This is a genomic window from Paenirhodobacter sp., assembly GCF_047600745.1.
Classification (GTDB): Bacteria; Pseudomonadota; Alphaproteobacteria; order Rhodobacterales; family Rhodobacteraceae; genus Rhodobacter.
In genome coordinates this window covers 231,711-246,658 of the sequence record NZ_JASGKI010000006.1, presented here as the reverse complement: position 1 = coordinate 246,658, position 14,948 = coordinate 231,711, and the positions used below count along the sequence as shown (strand labels likewise).

12 protein-coding genes, 4 pseudogenes and 1 other annotated feature are annotated in these 14,948 nt (G+C 67.8%); of the genes and pseudogenes, 4 read left to right on the top strand and 12 right to left on the bottom strand.

The window, feature by feature from the left end; genetic code table 11:
• Positions 1 to 15 precede the first annotated feature (15 nt).
• Positions 16 to 1,356 carry an NAD(P)/FAD-dependent oxidoreductase gene (locus tag QM789_RS20345; protein ID WP_420353660.1) on the top strand — a complete coding sequence of 447 codons (1,341 nt, stop codon included), beginning with the start codon at positions 16 to 18 and terminating at the stop codon, positions 1,354 to 1,356.
• On the opposite strand, the gene QM789_RS20340 is transcribed toward QM789_RS20345, so the two are convergent.
• From QM789_RS20340 to QM789_RS20305, 8 genes and pseudogenes are all read right to left on the bottom strand, one after another.
• Positions 1,343 to 2,896, bottom strand: coding sequence for an ABC-F family ATP-binding cassette domain-containing protein (locus QM789_RS20340; protein WP_420353659.1), 1,554 nt, complete (start codon positions 2,894 to 2,896; stop codon positions 1,343 to 1,345). The genes QM789_RS20345 and QM789_RS20340 overlap by 14 nt on opposite strands.
• A 168-nt stretch (positions 2,897 to 3,064) precedes the next feature.
• Positions 3,065 to 4,111: an NAD(P)H-dependent flavin oxidoreductase gene (locus QM789_RS20335; RefSeq protein ID WP_420353658.1), complete on the bottom strand. Its 1,047-nt coding sequence runs from the start codon at positions 4,109 to 4,111 to the stop codon at positions 3,065 to 3,067.
• A 1,275-nt stretch (positions 4,112 to 5,386) separates the two neighbouring features.
• Positions 5,387 to 5,626, bottom strand: coding sequence for a hypothetical protein (locus tag QM789_RS20330; protein WP_420353657.1), 240 nt, complete (start codon positions 5,624 to 5,626; stop codon positions 5,387 to 5,389).
• Between the two features lie 371 nt (positions 5,627 to 5,997).
• Positions 5,998 to 6,198: pseudogene (locus QM789_RS20325) on the bottom strand (IS30 family transposase); the annotation flags it as partial.
• A 91-nt stretch (positions 6,199 to 6,289) separates the two neighbouring features.
• Positions 6,290 to 6,888 (bottom strand): annotated as a pseudogene (locus QM789_RS20320) (DDE-type integrase/transposase/recombinase); the annotation flags it as partial.
• Positions 6,786 to 6,906, bottom strand: a sequence feature (AL1L pseudoknot). Its footprint overlaps the pseudogene before it by 103 nt.
• Positions 6,861 to 7,301: an HAD-IA family hydrolase gene (locus QM789_RS20315; RefSeq protein WP_420353656.1), complete on the bottom strand. Its 441-nt coding sequence runs from the start codon at positions 7,299 to 7,301 to the stop codon at positions 6,861 to 6,863. (Overlaps the previous feature by 46 nt.) The pseudogene QM789_RS20320 and the gene QM789_RS20315, both read right to left, overlap by 28 nt.
• Before the next feature lie 147 nt (positions 7,302 to 7,448).
• The gene (locus tag QM789_RS20310; RefSeq protein WP_420353655.1) at positions 7,449 to 7,760 is read right to left on the bottom strand and encodes a TOBE domain-containing protein; all 312 of its coding nucleotides are present in this window, start codon (positions 7,758 to 7,760) and stop codon (positions 7,449 to 7,451) included.
• A gap of 209 nt (positions 7,761 to 7,969) precedes the next feature.
• A pseudogene (locus tag QM789_RS20305) lies at positions 7,970 to 8,492 on the bottom strand (ABC transporter ATP-binding protein).
• 194 nt (positions 8,493 to 8,686) lie between these two features.
• Here QM789_RS20305 and QM789_RS20300 point away from each other — a divergent pair.
• Positions 8,687 to 9,217: pseudogene (locus tag QM789_RS20300) on the top strand (LysR family transcriptional regulator); the annotation flags it as partial.
• A 100-nt stretch (positions 9,218 to 9,317) separates the two neighbouring features.
• Entirely contained in the window at positions 9,318 to 9,587 is a 270-nt protein-coding gene (locus tag QM789_RS20295) for a hypothetical protein (RefSeq protein ID WP_420353982.1), read from the top strand.
• 32 nt (positions 9,588 to 9,619) lie between these two features.
• Here QM789_RS20295 and QM789_RS20290 read toward each other — a convergent pair whose 3' ends face one another.
• Both QM789_RS20290 and QM789_RS20285 read right to left on the bottom strand, forming a co-directional pair.
• Positions 9,620 to 11,035: a PQQ-binding-like beta-propeller repeat protein gene (locus tag QM789_RS20290; protein ID WP_420353654.1), complete on the bottom strand. Its 1,416-nt coding sequence runs from the start codon at positions 11,033 to 11,035 to the stop codon at positions 9,620 to 9,622.
• Entirely contained in the window at positions 10,969 to 12,006 is a 1,038-nt protein-coding gene (locus tag QM789_RS20285; RefSeq protein ID WP_420353653.1) for a hypothetical protein, read from the bottom strand. The genes QM789_RS20290 and QM789_RS20285 overlap by 67 nt, the downstream gene beginning before the upstream one ends.
• Positions 12,007 to 12,209: 203 nt before the next feature.
• Between QM789_RS20285 and QM789_RS20280 the strand changes: the two genes are divergently transcribed.
• On the top strand, positions 12,210 to 13,109 hold the full coding sequence (locus QM789_RS20280) for a LysR family transcriptional regulator (protein WP_420353652.1): 900 nt from the start codon (positions 12,210 to 12,212) through the stop codon (positions 13,107 to 13,109).
• Positions 13,110 to 13,485: 376 nt separating this feature from the next.
• Here QM789_RS20280 and QM789_RS20275 read toward each other — a convergent pair whose 3' ends face one another.
• Both QM789_RS20275 and QM789_RS20270 read right to left on the bottom strand, forming a co-directional pair.
• Positions 13,486 to 13,647 (bottom strand): transposase, encoded by a 162-nt coding sequence (locus QM789_RS20275; RefSeq protein ID WP_420353651.1) that lies wholly within the window; start codon positions 13,645 to 13,647, stop codon positions 13,486 to 13,488.
• A 356-nt stretch (positions 13,648 to 14,003) separates the two neighbouring features.
• The gene (locus QM789_RS20270; RefSeq protein WP_420353650.1) at positions 14,004 to 14,813 is read right to left on the bottom strand and encodes a shikimate dehydrogenase family protein; all 810 of its coding nucleotides are present in this window, start codon (positions 14,811 to 14,813) and stop codon (positions 14,004 to 14,006) included.
• Between the last annotated feature and the right edge of the window lie 135 nt (positions 14,814 to 14,948).

Genomic DNA, 14,948 nt, shown 5'->3' with positions numbered 1-14,948 from the left:
AAAAGGAGAAGTCGAATGCCAGGACCGATGCTTGACCCGGTGGTCAGCGATGGGCAATTGCCGCAATCGGTGGATGTGGTGGTCATCGGTGGCGGGATCGCGGGGGTTTGCGCGGCGCTCGAACTCGCCGATCGGGGCCTGAAGGTCGCGCTGTGCGAAAAGGGCGAGGTCGGCGCCGAGCAGTCCAGCCGCAACTGGGGCTGGGTCCGGCTGTCGAACCGCGACCCGCGCGAGATGCCGCTGATGGTGGAATCCACCCGCCTGTGGCAGGGGCTGAACGCGCGGATCGGCGGCGACACCGGCTATAGCCAATGTGGCGTGACCTTCACCCTCGCGACCGATGCCGATGTGGCCGATGCCGAGGCGGCGGTGGCGCAGCAGGCGAAATACCAGATCCCCGCCCGGATCCTGCCGAAGGCCGAGGCGCTGGCGCGGTTTCCGGGGCTGGACCTCGACATCAAGGCCGCGATGTTCAACCCCGCCGATGGCCGCGCCGAGCCGCAAAAGGCCGCCCCCGCCATCGCCCGCGCGGTGCAGGAGCGCGGCGGCACGGTGCATCAGAACTGCGCGGTCCGGGTTGTGGAAACCACCGCCGGGCGGGTCTCGGCGGTGGTGACGGAAAAGGGCACGATCCGCTGTTCCGCCGTGTTGCTGGCGGGGGGCGTGTGGTCGCGGCTGTTCCTCGACAACATGGGGATCTACCTGCCGCAGCTACGCACCACCGGCACCGCCCTGCGCACCAGCCCGGTGCCCGAGGGGCCGGAGGGCACGGTGAAATACAAGACCTTCACCCTGCGCCGGCGCACGGATGGCGGCTATACCATCGCGGGCGCCGATACCGGGCGCTATGAGATCACGCCCGACAGCCTGCGCCTGTTCCGCGCCTTCCTGCCGACGCTGAAGAACGAATGGCGCGGCATGCGGATGACCCTGGGGCGGCAGACGCTGGAGGCGCTGAGCACCCGCCGCCGCTGGGGCGCGGGGGACCGGACACCGTTCGAGGACACCCGCATCCTCGACCCCATTCCGGACATCAAGCGCGCGGACCGGATGTTCGCTGCGGTCAAGGCCGCCTATCCGGTGTTCCGCAGCGCGACGGTGGCGCAATACTGGGCCGGGGCGATCGACGTGCTGCCCGACGTGATCCCGGTGATTTCCCCCGTCGAAGGCACGCCGGGGCTGTTCGTCTCGACCGGCTTTTCCGGGCATGGCTTCGGCCTTGGCCCGGGGGCGGGGCGGCTGGCGGCGGATCTGGTAACGGGGGCGGCGCCGGTCGTCGATCCCGCGCCCTTCCGCCTGTCGCGCTTCACCGATGGCAGCCGGATCGAACCGATGATCGGCATCACCACGCGCTGAGGTGAACGGTCCTGTCCGGGGCGAGGGTTTCCAGAAAGGCGGTGTCGTGGCTGACCACCAGCACGGCGCCGTCATACCCCGCCAGCGCGGATTCCAGCGCCGCGATCCCGTCCAGATCGAGGTGATTGGTCGGCTCGTCGAGGATCAGCAGCATCGGCGGCGGCATCGCGCCGAGCGCGCAGGCAAGGCCCGCCCGCAGCCGTTCGCCCCCGCTCAGGTCACCCGCCCGGCGCAGGGCATCCGCCGCGCGGAACCCGAACCGGGCGAGCGTTGCATGGCCCTCCGTTCCGGGGTTCAGCCGCCGGAAATTGTCGCGCAGGGTCTGCGCGGGGTCCAGCAGCCCGACATGCTGGTCCAGCAGCGCGCAGGGCACCATCCGTTCGACCCGTCCGCTTTGCGGCGCGATCTGGCCGGTGATCAGCCTTAGGAGCGTGGTCTTGCCGCTGCCGTTCGGCCCGGCGATGACGATGCGCTCGGGGCCGGTGACGGTCAGCGACAGGTCGCGGATCACCGGGCGGGCCGGGTCGTATCCGCCGCTCACCGCATCCAGCCGCAGCACCACCTTGCCCGGCGCAAGCCCTGTCGGCGGCAGGTCCATGCGCAGGGGTTGCAGGATTTCCACCCTCTCGCGCGCGGCAGACAGCGCCGCCTCCGCCGCCGCCCGCCGGGCATCGCGCAGCCGCGCGCCGCCGGATGCCTCGGCCCGGCCCTTCGCGGCACCCATCACGATCTTCGGCTGATCCCCCTTCGCCCGCGCCCTGCGCCCGGCAGAGTCCTTGCGTGCCTTGCGCTCGGCCGCCTGTTGCGCGCGGCGGGCGGTCTCCTTGCCGGTCTGTTCCGCATGGGCGAGGTCGCGCGCCGCCGCCTCCAGTTCGGCCGCCTTGCGCTGCCGGTAAGCGCTGTAATTCCCGCCATAGCGGGCCGCACCGAGGGAGGTCAGCTCGACGATGGCGTCCATCTCCTCCAGCAGCGCGCGGTCATGGCTGACCACGATCGCGCCACCGGTCCAGTCCCGAAGAAGGTCGGACACCGCCCGGCGCCCGTCCTGGTCGAGGTTGTTCGTCGGCTCGTCCAGCAGCAGGAAATCCGGCTCGGTCAGGATCAGCGCGGCAAGGGCGGCCCGGCTGCGCTGCCCACCCGACAGCGTGGCGAGCGGGGTCTGCGGCGCGGGGGAGAGGCCGCAGCGCAGCAACGCCGCCTCGATCCGCGCGGGCAGGGTCCAATCGGCCTCGCTCAGGTCATCGGCAAGCCCCGCCGCAGCCCGGTCCAGCAGGTCGAGTGCGGCGCGGACCCCGAGCAGATCGGCGATGGTCTCGCCGGATGCGTCCTGCCGCATCATCGCAACGCGGCCGGTGACCCGCACCGTGCCCGAGGCCGGGAACAGATCGCCAGAGATCAGGCGCAGAAGCGTGCTCTTGCCCGATCCGTTGCGCCCGACGATGCCGGTGCGCTCCGGCCCGAAGCTGAGGTCGAGGTCAGTGAAAAGCGGCGTGCCGTCAGGCGCGGACCAGCACAGGCGGGACAGGGAGATGGAGGCCATGGGGAACTTCTCGCAGCGGAACCGAAGGGGCGAATGCGGCGAGGGTCAGGTCCATTGAAAGTGCCTCCGATTGACCCCTTCCAGATAGGAACGGCCCGCGAGGGTTTCAAGCCGGGAGGCGGGCCGGGGCCCGAGGGCATCGGGCTTCTCCGCCCCCCTCGGCGGCGATCATGCCCTTCCGGGCCGGGCGGCTTCCATCTCCGCGATCAGCGCCGCGACCAGATCCGCCGCCGGAAGCGCGCGGGCCAGCGGGGCGCCCTGTCCGGCCCAGTGCGCGGCGCAGGTGTCCGAGGCCGCCTGGAGCCGTTTGGCCGCGTCATAGGCGAGCGGATAGGCTGCGGGCGAGGGGCTTCCCGGCGCCTCGCCATGGGTGATGAGGCGGTTGACGATCCCGCGCGCCGGGCGCCCCGACAGGACCGGCGTCAGGCGGGTCACGCCCGCGTCGGGGCCCGTCAGCCGCTCCCGGTAGCCCGCGTTCGCCGCCGATTCCGGGCACAGGATGAACGCCGTGCCAAGCTGCGCCGCCACCGCCCCAAGGTCGAGCGCCGCGCGGATCCCCGCGCCGTCCATGATCCCGCCCGCAGCGATCACCGGCAGGCCGACCCGCGTCACCAGCAGGCGCACGAGGACCGATGTGCTCAGCCGCTCGTCCGCCGCCCCGGGGTCGAACATGCCGCGATGACCGCCCGCCTCGATCCCCTGCGCCACGATCCCGTCGAGCCCCGCCGCCGCGATCGCCCGCGCTTCGGCAAGGTTGGTCGCCGTCGCCAGCATCCGGATCCCGGCCGCGCGGAAGGCGGCGATCCGGTCGGCGCCGGGCAGGCCGAAATGGAAGCTGACAACCGCCGGGCGCGCGTCGAGCAACATCCGGAACGCCGCGTCATCCCCGAGAAAGCTCCGGTAGATCTCCTGCAACCCCACCGGTGGCTCCACGCCGAATTCGGCAAAGAGCGGCGCCAGATGCCGCAGCCAGGCGGCCTCGCGCGCCGCGTCCCGGCGCGCCGGTTCGTGGCAAAAGACGTTAACGTTGAAGGGCTTGCCGGTCAGCGCGCGGGTCTCGGCGATGGCCGCACCCGCCTGCGCGACAGTGCTGGACCCGATCCCGAGCGAGCCCAGCCCTCCGGCATTGGACACTGCCGCCGCCAACGCCGGGGTGGAGACCCCGGCCATCGGCGCCTGAACGATGGGGCGCGCGACCCCCAACACATCAATCATGCTTCCCCCCGGTTTGCAGGCCCAGCATCGCCCCAACCCCCGGGAAAATCCACCCCTTCCTTTGGAAATCCCGCCCGTCCTGCGGCCCGGTGTCCTCACGTCGGATCCGCCCGCATTTCGGGACGCTGCGCCATCATCGGAAGGCGGCGGGCGACGTCCTCCACCGGGGCGCCGCGTTGCGCAAACCCTGCCGCCAGCACCGACAGTCTCGTTCGACACCGAGACCCGTCGACCACAGCCGCCGCGCGCTGACCGGCTTCCGACACCCCGCATCGCGTTCAGCGCTGTGCAACTCGCCTTCAACCGAGGATCGACCCGCAGGAACTGCGCCCGCCTCAAGCCATTCGTCTGTGACTGCCGTCATCCAATCCTCCGAGGACACGTCGCGTGCTGGTGCTCTGAGATGCCGTGGGGGCCCTGCCCATCGCCGACCTTGCGGCGGTGGATGGGCAAACCGGCAGGCGATCATCGACCTGCGGCGGAACCGCTGTCGCTCGCCGTGCCGACGGCGGGCCGGAAGCCCTTGGGACCGCTTCCGCGACGAAGTGCCCCCTATGGCCTCCGCCGCGACTTCTTCGAGGCGTGGAGCATGTGGGCACACCACGCGTTCAGGGCGTTGATGACGCCGAGGCCCGGCTGCGGCTGGCATCGACCGACCGACCCGGTGGCTGACCGGGCGTTGATACTGCGCTTCCGAGGCGATGGAACGAACTGGTGCTGCGCAGGGCTTCGGAGACGGAAAACTCCGCCTGCGGGATGGCAGTTCCATCCCGCAGGCCACGCTTCCTGTATATGAGCCTCAATGTCTACGGCGACGACTTTGGGATTTCTGCTGCTGTTGACGTCGAAGCCGGCCACCGCAAGACCGCAAGGATGTCCGGTAGCCTGTCGGCTGTGCGGGCAGGCCGCGCTTGCCTTCAGGCGTCCGGAGACTAACGGTCGATAGCCTCGGGCGAAGCTGGCTCATGGCGGTGTTGACCGACGCGACCGTCCTTTCCCCGGCGAAGACGGCACCCTCGCATTCGGGCCTTTGCTGCCGCGGAGGCGCGATCCTCCCCACGATATTCGCGGTACGAAATCTCCCGCCGTTTCTGCGTCGTCATGCGCCAGACCCACGATCCACCGAAACGGAGGAAAACGACGCAAGACCCCGAGAGTTGGTGCATGGCACGGGCTCCACACCATCCGCCCCTCATGCTCCCGTGCGGAGACAAAGACGGGCCAGTCCCCGTTTGCGCGCAGGAAGGGGGCGCGTCGGATCTGTCGGCCATCACCTCACCCCCGCGCGCGGCGATCATGATCGTGGGCAGGTTGGCGCGGCAGCGTCGGCATGACCGAGGCATCAGCCACCCGCAGCCCGGCGATGGTTTCGCCCCGTGTGATCAGCCGCCGCACCAGCGCCCTCCGCAGCGGCCCCGCCGCATCCAGCAGGGCCGTCAGCACGCCCGCCCCGCGCAGCAGGGCGTCCTTCAGGCGGGTCAGGTCGCGCGGGTCCGACAGTATGCGGAAATCCAACACCGGCGCGGCATGGTCATCCGGCGCCGCCAGCGTGACCGCCCCGCGCGAACAGGATTTGGTGACCCCGAAGAAGATGCTGCCCAGCCGCCAGCCCGCAGCATGCGAACCTGCACACGACAGAATGCGCAGCGGCCTCGGCGCCCGTCGCCCGGCTGCCGTCGAACAGCAGGCGCAGGGCGTGGTGGCCGGTCATCAGGCGCAGATTGGGGCGGTGGCGAACCTCCTCTGCCAGCCAGACAACCGAGGTCGGCTGCCGTTCGCCCCGGTCGCTGTAGCCCATCACGCCACGAAAGGTGCCGTTCTGATCGGGGCGGATCGGATGGCCGCTCGCATCCAGCGTCTCCACCACCCGGCGCACGAAGGGCGGTACGGCGCTTCGGCACAGGAGCCGATAGTGCAGGATGAGTGGGAGGCATTCTGCCAGAACTCCGGAACCATCGGGTTCCGACCGGAGCTGAAACACCTGCGGCAACAGCGGCTTCTTCGCTGGACGGTCCCGCTGCAATCTCCCGCCAGAACCGGCACAGATGTTCACGCGGCCAGACTGGCGACCGACCTGACGAGGACAATTTGCGCCGCGTCGATCACTCCGACGTCCGTTTTCCGGTCGTCATCAGCACCTCCAAAATCGGGGTGCTGCGACGACCGGTTGAATCCGCGCTGCGAACCGCGGTGAGAATGATGAACCAGCCCCTCGATCGGGCGCCGGTCATGCACGGCCTGCTCCAGCGCATCAAGAACGAAGCCTGCATGCGCCGAGGTGCTGACGCGCCAGCCCAAAATCTTGCGGGCATAGGCGTCGATGGCGAAGGCCACATAAGCAAAGCCCTTCCAGGTGGCGGCACAGGTGAAGTCGCTGCCCCACAGCATGTTCGGCGCAGGCATGCGGAACTGGCGGTTAACCTTGTCCAACGGACGTGTCCGGGATCGTCGTCCTGTGAGGCTCGCCACGAATGATGCCCCGAATCCCTTTATTCTTCATCAGTTTCCCGACCGTGCAACGGGCGATGTCGAAGCCTTCGCGTCACAGCTGCCGCCAGACCCTGCGAACGCCATAGACCCGAAGGATCTCGGGGCGTGGCGCATCGTCACGGCGCGCCCGGGCGGACTGTCGCGCCGGGTCGGCCCGCTTCGCCAGATGGCTGTAGTAGGTGGACGGGGCAATCGGCAGCACGCCGCAGATCGGCTCGACCCCATGCCTCCCCCGATGCGCATGAATGATGCGACACCATCACTTCGACCGTTGGTCGAGCATCTCCGGCAATGCTGAAGCAGTGTCGCCGAATCCAGCAAGGCCCGAACGCCGCACGATCCAGCAGGTGGCATAGCCAAGCTCCCGCGCGATGCCGATGTCATGATACTGGCTCTGCGGCACATGCAGGATCTCGGCCTGTCGGAAGCGATGTGCCAACTGCCGCCTCTTGTTGAAGGCGAAGAACTGCGGTTCGGGGTTGGCGCAGCCGGTATCGTCGCGGGTCACGCTGTCGTGGAACGGGTTTCCAAGGCTCTCGGAATAGGCCGAAAAGGCAGTACAGTAGGCATTGGTCATCGCCCTCAGCCGGGCCAGTGCCTCGGCGGAATCGGCAAAGGCGGGCCAGCGCAGGCAGGCAAGCTGGAACGCATCCGCCGCGAAACCGGCCTCTGCCGCCAGAGACAGATAGATATCCTTCATCGCATGGGACTGCCGGTCGCGCCCGCGCTTGTAGGGCTCAAAGATCTCGTCATCGGTGGCCGCCGCCTTCCGCCGCCAGAACGCCGTTCTCGAAGTCGATCAGCGTGTCCACGACGTCGAAGGTCAGCACCTTGAAATCGTTCAGTTTCACCGCAAAGATTCCTTGTTGCTTACGAGGGATGTCAGGGCCTCGGGCACCACGATCATGTCTTTGGAATGCAGCGCCAGCGTCACCGCGGTGATCGGTCCATGCAGCATCTGGCGCCCGGCGTGATTGCCCGGCAGCCGCAGGCTGATGTCCGATCCGTCGACCAGCCGCGCCAGCAGGCGATAGCCCTCACCCTGATACAGCGTCGAAACCAACGTGGTGCCGATCCGGTTGGCCTCGGGCGGAGTCTGCGGACCGGCCAGGATCAGCTTTTCGGACTGCACCGCCAGGAACAACCGCCCCGCAGGCACCGCGCTTCGATCCGTTCCGCCGGGATCAGCGTCGCTTCGCCGATGAACCCCGCCACAAAGGAAACGGCCGGGTGGTCGTGCAGCCGCCCGGGCGTATCCAGTTGCACGCCCCGCCCGCATCACCGCGATCCGGTCCAAGATGGTGAGCGCCTCGCGCTGGTCATGGGTCACATAGATGACCGTCGCGACTAGCTTCGCATACAGCGCCTTCAGTTCGATCTCATCGTCTCACGCAGTTGCTTGTCCAGCGCCGAAAGCGGTTCCGGCTCGAAGATCATCGCCAGTGCCACCCGTTGCCGCTGCCCGCCCGACAGCGCGGAAATCGCGCGTTCCGCGTAGATCCGCAGGTCTACCATCGCCATCGCCGCCTCCAGCCGCGCGGGCCCGTCCGCTTTGGGCATCCGCCGGGCGTGCAGTGGATAGGTGAAGCTCTCCCCCACCGTCATATGCGGAAACAGCGCGTAGTTCTGGGACACGATCCCGATGTCGCTTGTGCGGCGACGTAAATGTAATGTCCTTTCCGCATAGGAATATCTGCCCCGAGGTCGGCTGCGCGAAGCCGCCCAGAAGCCCGAGGCAGGTCGTCTTGCCTGACCCCGACAGCCCGAGGATCGACACGAATTCGCTCGGCTCCACCTCGAGGCTCACCGCGTCCAGCGCCGTGAACCGGCCATGGCGTCTCGTCGCGTTCCGGATCGAAACGCCACATTTGTCCTGCTCCGATCGGGTCATACGGCGGTTCCCTGTCTGTTGGTTCTTGTTCGACCAGCGGTAGGGTCGTGCGCTCCTGCCAGACCGTTCCGGCCTTCGAGCCGGTTCGTGTCATGACTGGATGTTCGGCCATAAAAGCCGTTTCGGGCAATTGAAAAAGGGAATTGCGTTACATTATGTAATGTTGAGCATCCGTGCCCTGCTGCCTTCTATGAATGCGCTCTTCACCTTTGGCGCCGTGGTGCGGCGGGGGGAGTTTCACCGATGTCTCCTCCGACCTGAAACTCACCCCGGCTGCGGTCAGCCGGATGATCGCCCGGCTCGAAAGCCATCTTGGCACTGCGCTGTTCCTGCGCCAGCCCGGTAGGGTCACCCTGACCGAGGCGGGGCGCATCCTGTCAGAGGCAACGACGCGGGGCCTCGCCTTGATCGAAACCGCGCTGCGCCAGATCGGTGAGCGCCAGCGTGGGATGGAGACCGTGACCCTCTCGCTCTCACCCCCCTTCACCACGCATTGGCTGATGCCGCGCATGTCGCGGTTCAAGGCCGAATTTCCGACGGTGAATCCGCGCTTTCAGCTGATCATGGAGGCGATCTCCGGCTCGGTCGACGATGTGAATTTCGGCATGCGCTACGTCGAAGGCCCCGACCCGCGGCACGATGCCGCCTTCATCATGCGTGAAATGCTGGTGCCGGTGTACAGCCCCGAATATACGCTGCGCCCGCTGCATCCGCTCAATGGCGCGCTGGAACGGCTCGACATCGCCGAAACCTCGAAAGACTGGCCGCACCTGTTCTTTCCCGATACCGCGCGGCGCACCGCTGGCGCTTTCGGAGTATGCGATCGTGATTCAGGCGCCCCTGCTGGGGCAGGGGGTGGCGCTCGGTTGGCTGAACGTGGTGTCGCATTGGCTGTGCATCGGCGCGCTGGTTCCGGCCACGCGCACCGGGTGGCTGTGCCATTTCGTCAATGCGCGTGGGCGCGAGCTTTCGCCGCAGGCCACCAGGGTGCGCGACTGGCTGATCGCCGAACTGCGCGGCGAAGCGTTGCAGGTCGGGCGGAAATACCCGACCCTCGGGATCGAGCCACTGCTGCACATGGGCAAGGCCGGTTGAACCGGGCCCCGGATGCGGGGCCCGGGCCTGGATCATTCCGGCAGGGCGTAGGCGATGATGTAGTCGCCGTAATCCGGCGCCGAGCGCGCGCCCCCTGCCGTCACGACGACATATTGCCGCCCGTCCTTTGGTGAAACGAAGATCAGCGGCGTCGAACTGCCCCCCACGGGAAGCGGGCTTTTCCACACCACCTCGCCCGTCATCACGTCCAGCGCCCGAAGGTAGTAATCCGAGGTCGCCGAGAAGAAGATCAGCCCCGAGGCCGTCGGCACCGTGCCGCCCAGGCTGGGCATCCCGAGCTCGACCGGCAGGTGGGTCTTGATGCCCAGCGGGCCGAACTGCTCGGGCGTGCCGATGGAGCGGTGCCAGAGCATCTTCTGCGTGCGCATGTCGATCGCGCCGATCGTGCCGAAGGGCGGCGTCGTGCAGGGAACGCCCAGGAAGGACTGCACCATGCCGCGCTCCCCGCCGTAGGGGGTGTTTTCCAGTGGCACCACGCCGCCCACGCCGGGCTTCGTCTTGCCGGTTTCCCGCGCCCGGCGGATCTGATCCTCGCGCGACAGCAGCTTGCCCTTCATCGCGACGCGCATATCGTTCACGATCATGATGTCGTGGCGCTTGTCGATCGACTGGCCGCCCCAGTTGGTGGTGCCATACCAGGACGGGTTTTGCAGATACCAGACCAGTTGCGGAGGGGTATAATCGCCCTCGTAATGCAGTTCCTTGAACTGGATCCGGCAGTTGAGCTGGTCGATCGGGGTGATCCCCCACATCCGCGCCTCGCTCAGGACCGGATCGCGCATCGACGGCATCCCCACCGAATAGGGCTGCGTCGGCGAGAGCCGCTCCCCGGGGACGCCCTTGGTGGGCACCGGGCGTTCCTCGACGGCGGTCAGCGGCTTGCCGGTGCGGCGGTCGAGCACATAGATCTCGCCGTTCTTGCCCGCCTGGATCACCGCCGGGGCCCGGCCGCCCTTGCCGTCCGGCATGTCATACAGGACCGGCTTCGACGGCATGTCCAGATCCCACACGTCATGATGGACAAGCTGAAAGGTCCAGACCTCCGCCCCCGTCGTCGCGTTCAGCGCCACGACCGAGGAACTCACCCGGTCGGTTTCTGGCGAGCGGTTGCCGCCGAACAGGTCGGGCGTGCCGTTGCCGGTCGGCAGGAAGACCATGTTGAGGTCGGGGTCATAGCTCGGCGTGGCCCAGGTGTTGGGCGTGCCGCGGGTGTAGAATTCGCCCGCGGGCGGCGGGTTCGGCTGCCCCGGACGACCGACGTCCCAGGCCCAGGCGAGCTTGCCCGTCACCGCGTCGAAGGCCCGCACCACGCCCGAAGGCTCGTCCGTCGACTGGTTGTCCATGACCCAGCCGCCGACGATCAGGTTGCCCCCGGCCAGCAGCGGCCCCGAGGTCGGGTTGTAGAAACCCGGGATGACCTTGCCCATGCCGACAGCAAGATAGAACCTGACCGTTTTCGCCAAAGCTTCTCGACCGGCTTCCCGGTCACGGCGTCGAGCGCGATCAGCCGCATGTCGGCGGTGGTCACATAGAGCCGCTTCTTGCCCGGCGCGTCATCGGCCAGGCCCGGAACCTCGTAATAGGCCAGCGACCGACAGCGGTTCCAGTTCGCCGCATCCTCGGCGGTGACGCCGGGATCAAACTTCCACAACTCCCTGCCGGTATCGCCCTCCAGCGCGAAGACCTTGTTCTTCGGCGTGCAGGGGTAAAGGATATTACCGATCTGCAGGGGCGTGTTCTGGCTTTCGGCACCGTTTCCGGTGATGTCACCGGTGCGGAAGGTCCAGGCGACCTTGAGCTTGTTGACATTCTCGCGGGTGATCTGGTCATAGGGCGCGAATTGCTCGCCCGAGGTCGTCCGCCCGAAGCCGAGCCATGTGTCGGGTTCGGAGGCCGGATCGTAATCCGTGGCGACCGCCGGCTGATAGCCCGGCTTGACCAGCCAGACCGGCGTGAAGGCGCCATAGAGCGCGGCCGCCAGCCCGACGGCCAGCACCACCGCGGCCCCATACGCGCCCCGACGCACGGCCCGGTTGCCGCGCACCGCCGGGAACTGCGGCACCAGGAGCGCGAGGATCAGGCCGAGCACGGCGAACATGCCGATCCGCGCCGCCAGCGCCCAGAACGTGAAGCCGGACTCCCACACCGCCCAAACCGCGGTCAGCACGAAAAAGGCGGCGTAGATGTACCCCGCCACGGGCCGCCGCAGTGCCAGCAGCCCTCCCGTCACCAGCAGCACGACACCGGCGATGACGTAATAGGGCGAACCGCCCAGCGACAGGAGCTGCACGCCCCCTTTGACGAAATATGCCGCGATCGCCAGCACCACCAGCGCGACGATCCAGCATATGACAGTAAGCCAGAGGGGCGATCCCCCGGCCTGTGGATTGGATTGCAAGGTCTTGTCCTCGTGTTTCGGTCTGCGGCTGAACGGCATCGGCGCTGACGCCCGGTTCACTCCGGCTTATGCGCCGGGTGGCCGCTACGGGAAGAACCGCCGATCTTTCCGTCCCTGATCCGCGATATACGCCGGTATGCCGTTGCACTCAAACGATGCGTGCTAAATACATATTAAGCGCCACTTAACCCGAAAGGTCACGAATGCCTCGTCTTGCGGTCCCTCCCGGCAGTCTCGAAATCTTCGCCGAGGCCGCGCGCCTGCGGTCGTTCAAGAACGCCGCAGCCACGCTGGCCCTCTCGACCAGCGCGGTCAGCCAGGCGATGCGCAAGCTCGAAGAGCGGCTGGGATGCGCGTTGTTCGCGCGCACCCGCACCGGCGTCGCCCTGACGGCGCAGGGCGAACGGCTACTGCGCCATGTCGATGAAGGGTTCCGGCATATCCGGCTGGGCCTCGACGCGGTGCGCCGGAACGCGGAGCGGCCGCTGTCCTTCACCAGCCCGCCCGGCATTGCGGCGCAGATCCTCGGCCCCGCGCTGGTCGAGATCATGACACACCATGACAGCGACATCCGTATCGCCGCCGACGAAGCGCCGGATTTCGAATCCTATCACGACTATGACGTCGCGATCCTTTACGGCGCCGGGGCGCAGAAGCTGCGCGATGTCGAACCGCTCGGCCCGGATGTGTTCGCACCGGTCTGCGCGCCCGATCTGGCGCGGGAGGTCACCGACGTCACGGCCCTGTCGCAGCAGCTTCTGCTGACGAATGAAACGAATGCTGTCAGCTGGGAGGACTGGTTCACCGAAAACGATGCCGACTGGCCCGGCCCCCGGCGACTGCATTACAACCGGGTGAATTACATCATGCCGAGCCTGCTCCGGGGGGCGGGGGTCGCGCTCGAATCCCTGCGTCTGCTGTCGCCGCATCTGGCGCGCGGCGAACTGACGGTCTGCGCCCCGCCCGGCACGCGCCCGATCATCCGCGACCTCACCTATCTGTATGTCACGCCGAACAGATCCCGCCGCGCGCGGGTGCGCGAGATCGCCGACCTGATACGGCAGCGCTGCCGCACCGGCACGGACGGGATCCTGCTACACTAGGCCCGTTCATCCCCCGCCGGGATTTCGGACAGTGCCCCGGTCCGCCTGCGCCGGGATCAACCGATAGGCGGCGGTCGTCCTCCGTGGCACCATGATGCCGGACCAGACCGGTCAGCCAGGTCAAGGCTTATGCTCAGGACTTCGGTACCGGGGCAGTTCCAGTCAAGCCTTTTCCGTCACGACGTGTCGGTCGCACCGAGGCGGGTTCGGTGATCTGATTGCTTTTCGTCGCCGCTCTGCTCTTGCTCGCCTTCGTTTGCGCTCACCCGGGCGCATGCTTCGGTCCGTGAGCAGCCGCGGCGGCGAGCGACCTCCTTGGCCCATGCTCTCAGCTCTGCCGAACGCCCACGGTGCAGCATGACTGTCGCGGCCCGGGTCACAGCGTGCGCCACAGGTTGATGTCGCCGGCTTTTGTAATTCCGCCCGATACGTCGCGTTCGCCTGACTGATTGCTTGAGGGCGTCAGGCCGACCCATGGCCCGACTTTCTTCGACGATGTGAATCGGGAAGGATCATCAATGGCGGAGCGGTAGGTCACCCCGTTCGAACCGAAGCGCTTTCAAGCGCGGGCCATTGACAGAGACCCAAGCCTCACGCCGACTTTCATCAAGGCGCGCGGGCAAACCGCAAACGAAACGCCGAAGACATGCGCATACCAACCGGGCTTTGTCAGACGGAACCGCGACGCAAGTCGGTCACCGCCCGGGCACGCCACGACCCCGCGGTGGCCGGGATGCGCAGCCATATCCGCAATACCGCCCGGTGCGCGGGATCCGACGTCGAAAGGCGGGCGCAACGGGGCCCGGGATGCCTCTCCGCTCAGGGTGCTGGCCATCGCCGGGATCGCTGGGACATCCGAAACCGGGCGGGCCGCGCCGCAACCCGCCCGCTCCCTCAGGCAGAAATCTTCCGCACGCCCATCAGGAGTTCGGCCAGAAGCACCGCCTGCGCGTCGAACATACCGCTGCCCGGCATGGTGCCGCAGCCCGCCGCCCGTGCCGCCGCGATCAGGGGCGGCACGGCGGGGCGCGTCACCACGTCCGACACGAATTGCCCCGCCACCAGATGCTCCACCTGCACCGGCAGGGGGTCGCCCTCGCGCATCCCCAAAGGCGTCGCGTTCGAGATCAGCGCGAAGCCGCGCGGATCGGTCGAGCCGACCTTCGCCCGCCCCGGAAAGGCCGCGTTCAGCCGCGCGATCAGCGCGTCGCGCCGCCCCGCTTCGATGTCATGCACCGACAGTTCCGATGCCCCGCGCGCCAGAATCTCATAGGCGATCGCCGCCCCGGCGCCACCCGCACCAACCAGCAGCGCAGGCTTGCCCGCCACGTCAAAGCCCTCGGCGGCAACGCCGTCCATATGCCCCTGCCCGTCCGTCGCATCGCCGAGCCACTGGCCGCCCTCGCGGATCATGATGTTCACCGCCCCCGCCGCCCGCGCCCGGTCCGACACGCGGTCACAGAACGCCATGCAGGGCGCCTTGAGCGGCACGGTGATGACGATCCCGTCGCAGTTTTCCACCTGCCGCGCCGCCGCCATCCAGCCGGGCAGCACCGCAGGCGGCACGTCGAGCGGCACCACCACCCCGTTGTAGCCCCGCTCGGCCATGATCCGGCTCAGCGCGGCGGGCGATTTCACCTGCCCGATCGGGTGGCCGATGATCGGCAGAAAGCGCGTTTCGCCGTCGATACGCAAGGTCGTCATTGTCTCTCCTCTCGCCGCTCCGCAGCGGCCCCCGGGGGTGACAAAGCCCGGTGTGGCCGCCCCCGAATCCGGTCTCCTCCACCGTCCGGTGCAGATTTTCAATAAATGGAACTTGGTTCAAGAATAAAATTCATT

Excerpts from the sequence above, each read along its gene's own strand:
- QM789_RS20345 (WP_420353660.1), top strand. The coding sequence starts at position 16 with ATGCCAGGACCGATGCTTGACCCGGTGGTCAGCGATGGGCAATTGCCG.
- QM789_RS20340 (WP_420353659.1), bottom strand. The coding sequence starts at position 2,896 with ATGGCCTCCATCTCCCTGTCCCGCCTGTGCTGGTCCGCGCCTGACGGC.
- QM789_RS20335 (WP_420353658.1), bottom strand. The coding sequence starts at position 4,111 with ATGATTGATGTGTTGGGGGTCGCGCGCCCCATCGTTCAGGCGCCGATG.
- QM789_RS20315 (WP_420353656.1), bottom strand. The coding sequence starts at position 7,301 with ATGAAGGATATCTATCTGTCTCTGGCGGCAGAGGCCGGTTTCGCGGCG.
- QM789_RS20290 (WP_420353654.1), bottom strand. The coding sequence starts at position 11,035 with ATGGGCAAGGTCATCCCGGGTTTCTACAACCCGACCTCGGGGCCGCTG.
- QM789_RS20280 (WP_420353652.1), top strand. The coding sequence starts at position 12,210 with ATGCCTCGTCTTGCGGTCCCTCCCGGCAGTCTCGAAATCTTCGCCGAG.
- QM789_RS20270 (WP_420353650.1), bottom strand. The coding sequence starts at position 14,813 with ATGACGACCTTGCGTATCGACGGCGAAACGCGCTTTCTGCCGATCATC.